The organism is Photorhabdus heterorhabditis (genome assembly GCF_001280945.1).
In the GTDB taxonomy this organism is placed as follows: Bacteria; Pseudomonadota; Gammaproteobacteria; order Enterobacterales; family Enterobacteriaceae; genus Photorhabdus; species Photorhabdus heterorhabditis.
Genome location: NZ_LJCS01000027.1, coordinates 1 through 14,995, shown reverse-complemented (window position 1 = coordinate 14,995; position 14,995 = coordinate 1). Strand labels below are relative to the sequence as shown.

Below are 14,995 nucleotides of genomic sequence, written 5' to 3'. Positions count from 1 at the left end.
AAATCACATCGTCAGATAGACAACCGGCATCTCAGATAAATGTTAATGACCATGATAAATAATTTCAATGTTAATAATATATTTAGCATTAAGTGCTAAATATCACAAATTTTAAATTTATCAATGCTAATAAAGCTTGACCTTGAAGTCGACTCCAAGGTGTTTAATCAAACACAAATACATTAACAAGAATAATTTATTTTTGATCGCTGTTATGGGAGAGGAACATGGCCGAAGAAATACAATCACCTCCACTTAGTGAGAAAAAGTCAAAACGTAAGTTAGCGCTGATCCTCGCAACTCTCTTATTTGTTTTTGCCGGATTAGGTTACTTTGCCTATTGGTTTATTGCACTGCGTCATTACCAAGCTACTGATGATGCTTATGTTGTCGGTAATCAAGTGCAAGTCATGGCACAAATCACGGGAAGCGTAACCACTATCTATGCCGATAATACCGACTTCGTCCAGCAGGGAGACATTCTGCTGCGTTTAGATAGTATTGATGCAGAACATGCCTTTGAACGGGCAAAAAACACACTGGCTAATCATGTCAGACAAACCCACCAGACCATCATTGATAATGAAAAGTTGCTGGCTAATATTGAGCTAAAAAAAACTGTACTACAGCAAGCTCAGGATGATTTGAAACGACGTGAACATCTGGGAATAACAGGCGCTATCGCCAAAGAAAATCTCATTCATGCCCGTAATAGCGTTCGAATGGCAAAGTCTGAGCTAAATGTCGCCCGGCAACAATACTATGCTAATAAAGCGTTAATTATAGATACCCCATTAGAACAACAGCCAGCCATTAAACTTGCCGCCTCCCAACTCCGTGATACATGGTTAACCTTACAGCGCACCCAAATTACAGCCCCCGTGACAGGCTACGTTTCACGCCGTAGTGTTCAGGTAGGATCACAAATAAAAAGCGGTGCCCCGCTGATGGTTATCGTGCCTGCTAATCAACTTTGGGTCGAAGCTAACTTCAAAGAGGTACAACTTGCCAATGTACGTATTGGTCAACCAGTAACCCTGATTAGCGATTTCTATGGTAGTGATGTTACTTATCAGGGCCGGATCGTAGGTCTTGATATGGGTACTGGTAGCGCATTTTCTTTACTACCCGCACAAAACGCCACCGGTAACTGGATCAAAGTGGTCCAACGTTTGCCTGTCCGTGTTGAACTGGAAGCCCAGCAGCTTATTGATCACCCTTTACGGATCGGTTTATCCATGCATGCCACTGTCGATACCAGAAATCAAGATGGTCTAGTGCTTGCCGACACACCTCGCAATGGCATTGTTTATGAAACCAGCGTTTTGTCTTACAACACAGGAGAAATTGATCGGCTAATTAACGAAATTATTCAAGTTAATACCAGTCAAAATGAGTGAGGTTAACATGCTAAAAGAGCCATTATCAGGAGCCAAACTTGGCTGGCTAACCCTGGCTTTAGCATTAGCCGCTTTTTTACAAATATTAGACCTGACCATTGCTAACGTCGCAATATCGACGATTGCCGGAGATTTGGGTTCATCGGTATCGCAGGGTACCTGGGTTATCACTTCATTTGCTGTTGCTAATGCGATTTCTATCCCATTAACTGGCTGGTTAGCTAAACAGTTTGGAGAAGTTCGTGTTTTCTTAATTTCAATGATCTTGTTTGTGATAACTTCCTGGTTGTGCGGTATTGCTAATAGCTTGGAAATGTTGATTATTTCCCGCATTTTACAAGGTATCTCAGCCGGGCCGATTATGCCCCTTTCACAAAGTTTATTACTAAACAACTACCCTCCACTAAAACGAAATATGGCACTGGCAATGTGGTCAATGACTATCGTTGTCGCTCCAGTTTGTGGTCCCATACTCGGTGGTTGGATCAGTGACAACTATCATTGGGGATGGATCTTCCTTATCAATGTCCCGGTCGGCTGTGCCGTTATCGCTATCACCTGGGCGCTATTAAAAAATCGGGAAACTGAAACAAAGATCAGACCAATTGATGGCGTAGGACTGATTTTATTGATTACCGGTGTCGGCTGTTTTCAGTTATTACTCGATAGAGGGAAGGAACTTGACTGGTTTAACTCAGCAGAAATTATTGCCTTAGCGATTATCGCGATTATTGCCATTACTTTCCTGATCATCTGGGAACTGACCGATGATGATCCGATCATTGATTTATCACTCTTTAAATCACGTAATTTTACTATCGGTACTTTATGTATCAGTCTGGCCTTCTTACTCCACATCGGTACTCTGGTTCTACAGCCCCAACTATTACAGATGGTCTTCGGTTATACGGCCACTTGGGCAGGATTGGTAATGGCCCCATTAGGGATAGTGCCGATAATACTTGCTCCACTGATTGGCCGTTTTAGTTCAAAAATCGATATGCGTTATTTGGTGATGTTCAGCTTTATCGTTTTTGCACTGTGTTTTTTTTGGCGGGCTTATACCTTCGAGCTATCAATGGACTTTGCTACCGCTGCCTGGCCACAGTTTATTCAAGGCTTTGCTATTGCCTGTTTAATAATGCCACTAGCCGCCATTATTTTGTCCGATGTCGAACCCGCTAAAGTCGCCTCTGCGGGCAGCCTGTTCAACTTCCTACGCACTCTGGCAACATCCGTGGGCATCTCAATTACCACTACCATGTGGTCCCGCCGTGAAGCAGTCCATCACGTTCAATTAACTGAGTCGATAACCCCACATAATCCCATTGCTCAGCAAGCCTATCAGAAAATGGAGCTGTTAGGGATGTCACAGCCTCAAGCTAGCAGCTCTCTGGCGCGCGAAATCACCAATCAAGGATTGATTATTGCCGCTAACGAGCTTTACTGGCTATTTGGCTTTATTTTTCTCATCTTACTGTTTCTTATCTGGCTGGCAAAACCCACAATTGGAGAGAAAAAATAAAACAATAACAAAGGTGGAAACCTCTGTGCACACTAAACCTTTTTTCAAAATAGCACCCCGAAGGTGCTATTTTGTTGTTCTATAGAATATATCTTTTTCACGTCAAAACACTTACTAGCATCTGTCTGTTTCTGATATCTGGCACATTAAAAAGAATTTAAACGCAGGGGTATCCGTCTCATCGTGATACGCGTAGCCTAATGCATCAAGATGACGTTTAAAACGCACTTCTGCTTCTGAAAATTCAAATGCTGCTAACACCCGACCATAATCTGTACCATAATTGCGATAATGGAATAACGTAATATTCCAGTAAGTTCCCAAAGTTTGTAGGAATTTCAGCAAAGCACCCGGTGATTCAGGAAATTCAAAACTAAACAAACGCTCTTTCAATGGCGTAGATGGTCGTCCCCCAATCATATAGCGGACATGTAATTTCGCCATCTCATCATCTGAAAGGTCTGCAACCTGATATCCTTCGGCACGCAATTCTTCAATGATTTCTCGTCGCTCCACTTCACCACGGCTCAGGCGGACACCAACGAAAAAACAAGCCTGTTCAGGATCAGCATCCGTGTAGCGGTAATTGAATTCAGTTACCGCCCGATCACCCAGTTTCTGGCAAAAACGCAAGAAACTACCTTTCTGCTCAGGAATAGTCACAGCCAACAATGCTTCCCGCTGTTCACCCAATTCACAACGCTCAGAGACATAGCGTAATCCGTGGAAGTTTACGTTAGCACCAGAAAGAATATGCGCCAACCGCTCACCTTTGATCTGATGCCGCTGAACATACTTTTTCAATCCAGCCAGCGCCAATGCACCAGATGGCTCCGCAATAGCACGCACATCTTCAAACAGATCTTTTACTGCAGCACAAATGGCATCACTATCTACCGTAATAACATCGTCCACATATTGCTGACACAAACGAAAAGTTTCATCACCGATACGCTTAACTGCAACACCTTCGGCAAACAGACCTACCCTTGGTAAATCTACCGGATGCCCAACTGCCATGGCTTCTTTCAAGCAAGCGGAATCTTCTGCTTCCACACCAATAATTTTGATTTCTGGCATCAGTTGCTTAATCAACACAGAAACTCCAGCAATCAATCCCCCTCCACCTACAGGCACAAAGATTCGATCCAGATGCACATCCTGTTGCAAAAGTTCCATCGCCAGGGTCGCCTGACCTGCAATGACATCTGGATGATCAAACGGAGGAACAAAGGTATAGCCTTCCTGCTGTGCCATTTCTATTGCTTTGGCTTTAGCTTCATCAAAATTGACACCATATAACAGGACTTCACCACCGAGACTACGGACCGCATCGACTTTGATATCCGCAGTGGCAATCGGCATAACAATCAGGGACTTAATTCCCAGGCGATTAGCAGACAGAGCAACACCCTGAGCATGATTACCCGCAGATGCAGTAATCACACCCTGTTTTTTTTGTTCTTCAGTCAAACCCGCAACCATGGTGTAAGCACCACGGAGCTTGAAACTGTGAACAGGCTGCCTATCTTCCCGCTTTACCAAAATAGTATTTCCCAAGCGGGTCGAAATTTTATTCATTTCCTGTAAGGGAGTCACCTGAGCAACTTCATAAACAGGAGCACTTAATGCAGCTTTCAGATATTCTGCACCGCTTGGTGCAGAAGTTAAGGGAAGAAATGCAGCCATGCGATTATCCCCCTAACTTAGATTTATCGCGAACAGCTCCTTTATCCGCACTGGTCGCCAATGAAGCATAAGCTCGCAAAGCAAAAGATACCTGACGTTCACGGGATTTTGGAGTCCACGCTTTATCACTGCGGACTAGTTCCACCTCTTTACGGGCGACAAGCGTACTTTCATCCACATCAAGCTGAATTTTCCGCTGTGGAATATCAATATCAATAATATCGCCATCTTGAACCAAACCTATCAGTCCACCATTAGCCGCTTCTGGAGAAACATGACCGATAGACAAGCCAGATGTACCACCAGAGAAACGGCCATCAGTAATCAATGCACAACTTTTACCCAACCCCATAGATTTTAGATAAGTCGTCGGATACAACATCTCCTGCATACCTGGTCCACCTTTTGGTCCTTCATAGCGAATGACTACCACATCACCAGCAACGACTCTTCCACCAAGAATCGCATCAACTGCATCTTCTTGGCTTTCATAAACTTTAGCTGGCCCACGGAACGTCAGGCTACCTTCATCAACCCCTGCGGTTTTTACAATGCAACCATCCATAGCCAAATTGCCGAATAAAACCGCAAGGCCACCATCTTGGCTATATGCATGTTCAATGTCACGAATACAGCCTTCTACGCGATCTGTATCCAAAGAAGGCCAGCGACAATCCTGTGAAAACGCCTGAGTAGTACGAATACCTGCCGGACCCGCTGAATACATTTTCTTCACCGATTCATCTGCCGTCTGCATCACGTCATACTGATTAAACGTTTGTAGTAAGTCTAACCCCAAAACATTTTTAACCTGACGATTCAACAGACCAGCTCTATCCAACTCACCTAAAATACCGATCACACCACCAGCACGATGAACATCTTCCATATGGTATTTTTGTGTGCTTGGTGCAACTTTACACAGATGCGGAATCTGACGAGACAAACGGTCAATATCTGCCATAGTGAAATCAACTTCCCCTTCCTGCGCCGCAGCCAGTAAGTGAAGCACAGTATTAGTTGAGCCACCCATTGCAATGTCCAGCATCATCGCATTTTCAAATGCGGCTTTCGTTGCGATATGACGGGGCAAAGCACTGTCATCATTTTGCTCATAGTAGCGCTTAGTCAGCTCAACAATACGTTTGCCCGCGTTGAGAAATAGCGCCTTGCGATCTGCATGAGTCGCCAGCAACGAGCCATTCCCTGGCTGAGACAGACCCAGCGCCTCTGTCAGACAATTCATGGAATTAGCAGTAAACATTCCTGAACAGGAACCACAGGTTGGGCAAGCAGAGCGCTCAATCTGCTGGCTATCTTCATCACTGACATTAGGGTTTGCCCCTTGGATCATGGCATCGATCAGATCAAGCTTGATAATCTGATCCGACAATTTAGTTTTACCCGCTTCCATGGGGCCACCGGAAACAAAAATCACCGGAATATTCAAGCGCAATGCTGCCATCAGCATTCCCGGCGTGATTTTGTCACAATTGGAAATACACACCATGGCATCAGCACAGTGAGCATTCACCATATATTCGACAGAGTCAGCGATCAATTCACGTGATGGCAGAGAATAGAGCATACCACCATGCCCCATTGCGATACCGTCATCTACCGCTATTGTATTAAATTCTTTTGCAACACCACCTGATGCTTCAATCTGCTCAGCAACTAGTTTACCCAAATCCCGTAAATGAACATGTCCTGGGACAAACTGAGTAAATGAGTTAACTACCGCAATAATCGGCTTACCGAAATCTGCGTCAGTCATCCCTGTCGCACGCCATAAAGCGCGAGCCCCGGCCATATTACGGCCATGGGTCGTGGTAGCAGAACGATACTTAGGCATTATTCTTCACTCCCGTGTTATCAAAGCAAACAGGCGGGGAACGAACCGCCTGTAAATTATTTATAGTTCTATTAAGAGCTTATTGGATCTAACCAACCCCATTTATCGTCTGTCTCGCCATTAAACAAGCCAAAGAAAGCTTTCTGAATTTTCTTAGTAATAGGCCCACATTTACCAATACCAACCTGAATACCATCAACACTACGAACTGGTGTGATTTCAGCCGCAGTACCAGACATAAACACTTCATCAGCCAGATACAGAGATTCACGCGACAGTACTTGTTCACGCACTTCCAGTCCCAAATCTTTCGCTAGTTTAATGATGGCATCACGAGTAATCCCCGGCAGTGCAGATGAAGTGAATGGTGGAGTAAACAGTACGCCATTTTTTACTTCAAACAGATTTTCACCGGCACCTTCAGAGATATAACCATAAACATCCAGTGCAATACCTTCTTGATATCCATGACGACGAGCTTCACTCCCCACCAGCAGAGAAGACAAATAGTTACCACCTGCTTTAGCCGCAGTTGGCGTTGTATTTGGCGCTGCACGGTGCCATGAAGAAACCATAGCATCAATTCCTTGATCCAGCGCCCCTTCTCCGAGATAAGCCCCCCATGGAAAAGCGGCAATTATGACATCCGTTTTATAGCCAGCAGGTGGATTAACCCCCATTCCAACATCACCGATAAAAACCAATGGGCGTATATAAGCACTGACTAAATTATTTTTACGTAGAGTTGCCCGGCAAGCTTCCATCAATTCATCGACACTCTGACTTAGTGGCATGCGGTAAATCTTTGCAGAATCATGTAAACGCTGCATATGCTCACGATGGCGGAAAACAACAGGCCCTTTATGAGAGTCATAGCAACGAATGCCCTCAAAGACAGACGTACCGTAATGTAAGGCATGGGACATTACGTGAACTTTAGCATCTGCCCAAGGAACCATCTCACCATTGAACCAAATATAATCGGATTGCTTAGTCATTCTCTTATTCCTTTATTTCTACAATTATGCACGTATTAGTTGTGATTTTTGTTGCAGGATCTTGACACCAGCGACATCCACTAATTTAGTCAATTGCGAAAACAACAAATTAACAGGTCTTTGGCTGGCAACAATTAGTTCGATATTAACATTATCGCCATCCATTGTTTGATCCATATTCATTGAACATATCTGAAATCCACGATGCCGCGTTACTCGTAAGATACGCTCTAATATTTCAGGGCAGAAACGAGCCTGGATTGCAAGTTGATGCTGCATCATAATGATTTCTCCAACATAGTTTCATTGCTTGCACCGGGAGGGACCAACGGCCAAACGTTCTCTAATTCTTCAATGGATACCTGCAGTAAATATGGCCCTTTACTGTTGAACAATGCATCCAGAGCTTCATCAATCTGTGATTTCTCTGTGATATGTTGCCCCGGAATATCAAACGCTTTCGCTAATGCGACAAAATCAGGGTTATCTGTTAATGTTGTTTCGCTATATCGTTTATCAAAAAACAGTTCTTGCCACTGTCTCACCATTCCCAGTCGCTGATTATCCAACAGTAAAATTTTTACTGGTAACTGCTTGCGTTTGATCGTCCCCAACTCCTGAACATTCATCATGAAAGAACCATCACCGGATACGCAGATCACCATATCTTCTGGTCGAGCAATCTGGGCACCTATCGCAGCAGGGATACCCAACCCCATCGCTCCTAACCCACTGGATGTAATGAAATTTTCAGGTCCGTCAAAAGTCATATGCTGAGCGGCCCACATCTGATGCTGTCCAACATCAGTGGTAACAACCGTGTTTAACGCTTTGCGATCTGAAACCTGCTTTAGTAACAAAGGTGCGTAGATGCTCTCGCTCTGATGGTCATAACACGAAGAATATTCAACTTTCATGCGCTGAACGTCTTGTTGCCAAGACATAATTGATAATGGCTGCTGTAAACGAGGTAATAACGCCTTCAAATCTCCGAGTAACGATACATGAGTCTGACGTAATTTATCTAACTCTGCCGGGTCAATATCCAAATGAATAACTTTTGCATTCGGTGCAAAAGTGTTGAGTTTGCCAGTCACGCGATCATCAAAACGAGCACCTGCGGCAATCAGTAAATCACATGACTGAACCGCCAAGTTTGCTGCTTTCGTACCATGCATTCCAAGCATTCCCAGATAATATGGATGTTCTGCATCAGCAGCGCCCAAACCTTTCAATGTGGAAACAACCGGCATACCCGTTTCTGCGACAAAATCACGCAGAACAGAAACGGCCTGTGACATACCTACTCCACCACCAACATACAGTACTGGTTTTACCGCAGCGGCAATTATCTTCCTGGCCTGTTCTAATTCACTTTTTGGACAGAGTATCTCTTGCTCAACAGGAACTAAATATGGTGTCAAACTCCCCTCTTTCAGTTGAATATTTTTAGGAATATCAATCAAAACCGGGCCAGGTCGACCACTGGTTGCAATAGAAAAAGCGTTCGCCATAATTTGAGGCAGATTTTCCAGAGAATCCACTAAGAAACTATGTTTGGTGCAAGCAAGGGAAAGACCTAGAACATCGACTTCCTGAAAGGCATCTGTTCCAATAAATTCAGAACTCACCTGGCCAGTGATAGCCACAATAGGAACAGAATCTAACAGCGCATCAGCTAATCCAGTGATTAAATTTGTTGCTCCCGGTCCCGATGTAGCGATACAAACTCCCGGTTTACCACTAGCTCTCGCATAGCCGATAGCGGCCATAACGGCCCCCTGTTCATGTCGGCAAAGCAAATGTTCCACGCCACCATCGTACAAAGCATCATAAACCGGCATAATCGCGCCACCAGGATAGCCAAAAACCTTATCAACTCCCTGCGTTTGTAATGCCTTTACAACCCACTGTGCCCCATTCATTTTTCATATCCCCTGTGTTTACTCTGTGAGACAAAATTTTGTTCTGTTGTATGTTTTTGCCTCTGCTTGATTTCCACCTGCCGAAAAAAAACCCCCGCGCCTTTCGGTGCGGGGGTCTTCGAGAGATCTGGCTGTTCGTCTAAGCCTGTCTTCGTCCAAGTGCAGCCCCGCACGGTGGGATAATAATCACCACCACGCTGACGATAACTAGGCTAATCACTTGGACGAATGCGTTCATAATTCTGATCGTTTAACTCGTTTGTTTTACGTATATTTAAGAGTTACCATGTTCTTCATAACTAAACAACTTTTATTTTATTTTTTTACTTCATATTAAAAAATATCCTTTGTTTTCAACACAATAATTAAACCCCGAATTATTTACCCAAAAAAAATCATCCTTAAGTGATAAAAACCAACTAATTTTAGATAAGAACGAAATAATCCATAAGAAATAAATCAGAGAATCAAATTATTAAACTGTTATCAGATCAATATCTGATTATTAATCACCTGAGTAACAAAAATTTATAATTATTAATAAAATCGAATTACATAAAACACCAATTTTATTTACCGAAATAATATATTAACTAAAAGTTTAAATATGCTATTTCACTAAAAAATCAGTCTCAGAGCGCTATTTAAAACTTATAAGAAGAATATAAAAACAATAAACATCATGATTAACACCACAAATTAATAAATAGATTAAAATCAATATCTTAATAAAAAATCACAAATCATTTTATGAAGAAGAACTTTAGAACCACTTCGCAAAATATTTCTCAGAGCCATCTCGCAAAAAAATAACAGGACACTATTTATTATCTAATTTCAGGCCATCATATACGCTTTATTATGAAGGAGAATAGAATGGCCCTCTCTGTTATTTATACCAGAGCGACTATTGGTATTCAGGCACCCATTGTTACTGTTGAAGCACATATTAGTAATGGTTTACCTGGATTAACTCTGGTCGGCTTGCCTGAAACAGCTGTCAAAGAAGCCAGAGATCGTGTCAGAAGCGCGTTGATCAACAGCGGATTTACTTATCCAGCGAAAAGAATCACAGTCAATCTTGCACCAGCAGATCTGCCCAAAGAAGGTGGTCGTTATGATTTGCCAATCGCTATCGCTATTCTGGCAGCTTCAGAACAGATACCAGCCAATAAACTGAATCATTACGAATTTCTTGGTGAACTCGCTCTATCAGGAAGTTTGCGGAAAATCACTGGCGCAATTCCAGCGGCACTCAGCTCAAGAGAAGAAGGAAGGCAACTTATTTTATCGATAGAAAATGAAGCTGAGCTGGCAATCTTATCTCAGAATGAGACCTTAATGGCAAAACACCTCTTACACATCTGCCACTTTCTTCAGGGAGAAAAACAACTACTGACAGCACCGGTCCGACATGAATTCTCAACAGAACAATCACAACCAGATCTACAGGATATTATTGGTCAAGAACAAGCAAAACGCACACTAGAAGTCGCAGCAGCAGGTGGACATAATCTTCTACTACTTGGCCCACCGGGGACAGGAAAAACAATGCTAGCAAGCCGCCTGTGTAGTTTATTGCCGCCATTAACAAACAAAGAAGCCCTTGAGGTTGCCGCTATCAATAGCTTAATGGACACCTACCTTCCACCTGAACAATGGCATATACGCCCATTCAGAGCGCCTCATCACAGCTCTTCAATGGCAGCACTAGTTGGCGGGGGTGGACTTCCTAAACCCGGTGAAATTTCGCTTGCTCACAATGGGGTGCTGTTTCTAGATGAACTACCAGAATTTGAACGCAGAGTCCTTGATGCTCTCCGGGAACCATTGGAATCAGGGGAAATCATCATATCCCGAGCTAGAGCAAAAGTTTGTTTTCCTGCACAGGTTCAATTGATAGCAGCAATGAATCCCAGTCCTACAGGCTACCATCAAGGAATTCACAATCGGAGTAATCCTCAGCAAATCCTTCGATACCTGGCAAAACTATCCGGACCTTTTTTAGATCGTTTTGATCTCTCAATTGAGGTTCCTTTATTACCCATTGGCACATTGAGTAGCCCAGTGAGATTAAGCGAAAGCAGCAAAGATGTAAAATTAAGAGTACTGACAGCACGGGAAATACAACTGAAACGTTGTGGTAAAATTAATGCACGCCTGAACAGTAAAGAAACAGAATCATTTTGTAAACTCAAACCCAATGATGCGGTATTTCTAGAAGAAACACTCGTAAAACTTGGGCTTTCAATTCGAGCATGGCACCGAATTCTCAAAACATCCCGGACACTTGCTGACTTAGAAGAAAAAAAAGAGATAGAAAAACCGCATATCATGGAAGCCTTAAGCTACCGTAGTATGGACAGACTATTAATACAGTTACAAAAGCAATCAAGTTAAAAATAAAAAAGGGGCAAAGCCCCCTGTATTTATAACTTGTGATGATATTAATCATCAGTGTCGGTATAGTCATCAGAAGAATCAACCTGAGGCTTACCACCTGAAAGAGTATGAAAACGCTTTGGACGACTAATCCTTGTAAGATACTTAGTCCAAACCTTTTCTTCCATTGTCACAGGCTGACGTTCACCCCGGCAAACAGCAACAAACAGTTTTTCTATTTCTGTTTGAGGCTCGCGTTTACCGAGATCTAACTCATTAAACGCATAGCCATGGCGCTCTAGCAATTGCGCCTCTTTAATGGTGAAATCGCCATGACGGGAAAACCCGCGAGGATAATGTTTGTTATCAAAAAAACGATTAGTCGTGATGAAGCTTTCAGCCATCTGACACACTCCTAATTCTAGTACTGTTACTATCATGCCAATTATGGCGCGGAGTATTAGATAGGCCCGGCATTCTGTAAAACAAAAAATTTAAATCTTAACGATAAAAATTATTGGAGATATACGTGGACACTGAATTACTGAAAACCTTTCTGGAGGTCAGTAAAACTCGTCACTTTGGCCGTGCAGCCGAATCACTGTACTTGACACAGTCAGCAGTCAGCTTTCGCATACGCCAATTAGAAAATCAATTAGGTGCTAATCTTTTTACTCGTCATCGTAATAACATCCGCCTTACAGCTGCTGGCGAGCGACTTGTTCCCTATGCAGAATCACTGATGAATACCTGGCAGTTGGCTAAAAAAGAGATAACACATGCATCTCAGCATACTGAATTAACAATTGGCGCTACTGCATCACTATGGGAAGCTTATTTAACACCCTGGCTACAGGATTTCTATAAAAAACATCAGGGACTAAGATTGGAATCCCGGGTTTCTACACGGCAATCCCTTATTAAACAACTTCATTCACGTGAATTAGATCTTTTAATAACCACTGAACCACCTAAAATGGATGAATTCCAGAGCCTATTGTTAGGGAATATTCGCCTGAAATTATTAACGACGGAAGAAAATCTGAAATACCAAGTTAAAAATTACATCAAACTAGAATGGGGAGCTGATTTCCATCATCAGGAGCAACAGATTTTAAAAAGTGAGCAGTTACCTATCATCACAACCACTTCAGCACATATAGCCCGTCAACTACTCGATAGTGTAAGAGGGGCCGCCTTCTTACCACTACACTGGCAAAATGAGTATTCAGAACTTGTTTCTTACCCAAATACTGAGCTGATTGAACGCCCATTATACGCTATATGGTTACAAAAAAATGATCAGCAAGCCTTCATTCAGCAGCTATTAAAAATAGCTGTCATAAATACCTCAATAAGAGGTTAAGGAACATTTTATGCAAAATAAATCCACTTTTATTCGATGAACAAATATGTATTTGCTCTATTCTTACTGTTCTTGATTTAGTACCCACCTTATTTTCAGATCAATCAACAAAGGCGAGGAAGGCACATGATAAGACAACAATATGCTCTAGAGTTCAAACGCAAAGCTGTCGCTCGGTTACTCGAAAGAAGCGAATCCGTGCCCACATGGCGCAAGAAACCGATATCAAAGAGAATACAACTCTACAACTGGAGAACCGTCGTGCCTTAAAACCAAAATAGTCAAGCTGGAAAGTAAATAACATTATCCTGAAAAAAGGACTGCGTTCTTTACACAGGAAAGCCTCTGAAAAATGTCATAGTTTCTCAATTATCAGCTCTCCATTTAGTTAATCAGATCTAACTGTTACTCAAGGACAGCATGCAGGGGTTATCCGAGTGATATAGTTGCTTGCCTTGTCAGCTCAATAGCAGAATGAAGTGATTAACCAGCGGATAATTCAGCTTCAGGGGACCTACAGTATCCGATGTTTGCAAAGTGATTTGTACAATTGAGCCGCATTTTCATGGTAAAGTCCGTATCAGTAGGCTAATGAAGCTGACCGAGTTGAAAACCACTAATCAGCCACGATATAAAATGATGACTAACAGTCAACATCATTATACGGTAACACCCAATATCGCCTGGATAACAGAATAGAGGTAAACCGGCGTCAGATGTAGGAAAGAGTCATTATCCATTCAGATAATAAGAAATTACGTTATGAATCTAGATTTTCTGCGTTATGTGATGTCAATCCACATACTGTGCCTCGAGTAAACCCAATTGCCGCAAGCTTAATAGCGAGTGGGAGATCGTACAGCAAACAAATAGCGTATTTCGTATCATAGCCATTATAATCCTCACAGACTTGAAGTAATAAGTATACAGAGGACTTTTATCTCCAAGCCCCCACTTGAGCAAAGTAACGATAGAGTACATTTTGTGTCAGAGAGATGTTGAGTCATTCATTGAGGGTATGAGTCATGATCTCAAGGCTCCAACGAGAGCGAAGATAACCTAACTCCTGAAGGGATTGCTAATAGGTTATAAAGAGGCGTGAGATCCCAGACAGCCGGTAAACTTTTGGCTCCTTCGAGTCCATATAATTTAAACCACTCAACCCAACGATTGATGGAAAAGCGTGCGGCACGAAGAGTTTTGGCGACATAAGTCACCGTTAATCCCTCATTGAGCATCAATAACTCCGTTAATCAACGGGAATAGTTCTTATCACGGGTTTTATGGATAAGTTTTCTCATTTTCTGGCATTCATCTTAAGGTATAGGTGCTATGATTGGCATAACTCAGTCCGTGTTAGGGTTTGTGATTTTTTGCGATTGATCAGATCGCAAAAATCGGACTGAATTCCCTTCTAGAGATCTACAATTTTGAAAATTTATTTAGCACACATAAGAAAAAACCCAGCTAAATAGCTGGGTTATCAATATCAGGAACTACTTTCGTTATTACTTAGTTTGTAATTGGCAGGGGCGGAGAGACTCGAACTCCCAACACCCGGTTTTGGAGACCGGTGCTCTACCAATTGAACTACGCCCCTAAATTAGGTGGCGGTGCGGACGGGGCTCGAACCCGCGACCCCCGGCGTGACAGGCCGGTATTCTAACCAACTGAACTACCGCACCACCGAATTCCTTGTGTCCTATGTCGCTACAACATAAAACTTTAATTTAAAGCCTGGCAGTGTCCTACTCTCGCATGGGGAGACCCCACACTACCATCGGCGCTACGGCGTTTCACTGCTGAGTTCGGCATGGGGTCAGGTGGGACCACCGCGCTATCGCCGCCAGGCATA

11 protein-coding genes, 2 tRNA genes, 1 rRNA gene and 1 pseudogene are annotated in these 14,995 nt (G+C 42.8%); 4 read left to right on the top strand and 11 right to left on the bottom strand.

Annotation, left to right across the window (positions count from 1 at the left end):
- Positions 1–227 precede the first annotated feature (227 nt).
- Positions 228–1,400 carry a multidrug efflux MFS transporter periplasmic adaptor subunit EmrA gene (emrA, locus tag AM629_RS10980; protein WP_054478885.1) on the top strand — a complete coding sequence of 391 codons (1,173 nt, stop codon included), beginning with the start codon at positions 228–230 and terminating at the stop codon, positions 1,398–1,400.
- 7 nt (positions 1,401–1,407) lie between these two features.
- Positions 1,408–2,925: a DHA2 family efflux MFS transporter permease subunit gene (locus AM629_RS10975; RefSeq protein ID WP_054478883.1), complete on the top strand. Its 1,518-nt coding sequence runs from the start codon at positions 1,408–1,410 to the stop codon at positions 2,923–2,925.
- Between the two features lie 114 nt (positions 2,926–3,039).
- On the opposite strand, the gene ilvA is transcribed toward AM629_RS10975, so the two are convergent.
- The 6 genes from ilvA to ilvL all read right to left on the bottom strand — a co-directional run bounded on the left by ilvA (position 3,040) and on the right by ilvL (position 9,630).
- Positions 3,040–4,614, bottom strand: a complete 1,575-nt coding sequence (gene ilvA / locus AM629_RS10970; protein WP_054478882.1) for a threonine ammonia-lyase, biosynthetic — start codon at positions 4,612–4,614, stop codon at positions 3,040–3,042.
- A 4-nt stretch (positions 4,615–4,618) separates the two neighbouring features.
- On the bottom strand, positions 4,619–6,469 hold the full coding sequence (ilvD, locus tag AM629_RS10965; protein ID WP_054478880.1) for a dihydroxy-acid dehydratase: 1,851 nt from the start codon (positions 6,467–6,469) through the stop codon (positions 4,619–4,621).
- 71 nt (positions 6,470–6,540) lie between these two features.
- On the bottom strand, positions 6,541–7,467 hold the full coding sequence (ilvE, locus tag AM629_RS10960) for a branched-chain-amino-acid transaminase (protein ID WP_054478879.1): 927 nt from the start codon (positions 7,465–7,467) through the stop codon (positions 6,541–6,543).
- 24 nt (positions 7,468–7,491) lie between these two features.
- Positions 7,492–7,749 carry an acetolactate synthase 2 small subunit gene (gene ilvM / locus AM629_RS10955; protein ID WP_054478877.1) on the bottom strand — a complete coding sequence of 86 codons (258 nt, stop codon included), beginning with the start codon at positions 7,747–7,749 and terminating at the stop codon, positions 7,492–7,494.
- Positions 7,746–9,392: an acetolactate synthase 2 catalytic subunit gene (ilvG, locus tag AM629_RS10950; protein ID WP_054478876.1), complete on the bottom strand. Its 1,647-nt coding sequence runs from the start codon at positions 9,390–9,392 to the stop codon at positions 7,746–7,748. Before ilvG ends, ilvM begins: the two co-directional genes overlap by 4 nt.
- 139 nt (positions 9,393–9,531) lie before the next feature.
- Positions 9,532–9,630 (bottom strand): ilv operon leader peptide, encoded by a 99-nt coding sequence (ilvL, locus tag AM629_RS22215; RefSeq protein ID WP_072161874.1) that lies wholly within the window; start codon positions 9,628–9,630, stop codon positions 9,532–9,534.
- Between the two features lie 638 nt (positions 9,631–10,268).
- On the opposite strand from ilvL, the gene AM629_RS10945 reads away from it, so the two are divergent.
- Entirely contained in the window at positions 10,269–11,792 is a 1,524-nt protein-coding gene (locus AM629_RS10945) for a YifB family Mg chelatase-like AAA ATPase (protein WP_054478874.1), read from the top strand.
- A 47-nt stretch (positions 11,793–11,839) separates the two neighbouring features.
- Here the strand turns inward: AM629_RS10945 and AM629_RS10940 are convergent, their stop codons facing one another.
- Positions 11,840–12,178, bottom strand: coding sequence for a MaoP family protein (locus AM629_RS10940; protein WP_054478872.1), 339 nt, complete (start codon positions 12,176–12,178; stop codon positions 11,840–11,842).
- 125 nt (positions 12,179–12,303) lie between these two features.
- On the opposite strand from AM629_RS10940, the gene hdfR reads away from it, so the two are divergent.
- Entirely contained in the window at positions 12,304–13,140 is an 837-nt protein-coding gene (gene hdfR, locus AM629_RS10935; RefSeq protein WP_054478870.1) for an HTH-type transcriptional regulator HdfR, read from the top strand.
- Between the two features lie 940 nt (positions 13,141–14,080).
- Here the strand turns inward: hdfR and AM629_RS10930 are convergent.
- The 4 genes and pseudogenes from AM629_RS10930 to rrf form a co-directional block, all read right to left on the bottom strand.
- A pseudogene (locus AM629_RS10930) lies at positions 14,081–14,441 on the bottom strand (IS630 family transposase); the annotation flags it as partial.
- A gap of 223 nt (positions 14,442–14,664) precedes the next feature.
- Positions 14,665–14,740, bottom strand: a tRNA-Trp gene (locus tag AM629_RS10925).
- Positions 14,741–14,748: 8 nt separating this feature from the next.
- A tRNA-Asp gene (locus tag AM629_RS10920) sits at positions 14,749–14,825 on the bottom strand.
- A 50-nt stretch (positions 14,826–14,875) separates the two neighbouring features.
- Positions 14,876–14,991 (bottom strand): 5S ribosomal RNA (gene rrf, locus AM629_RS10915).
- Between the last annotated feature and the right edge of the window lie 4 nt (positions 14,992–14,995).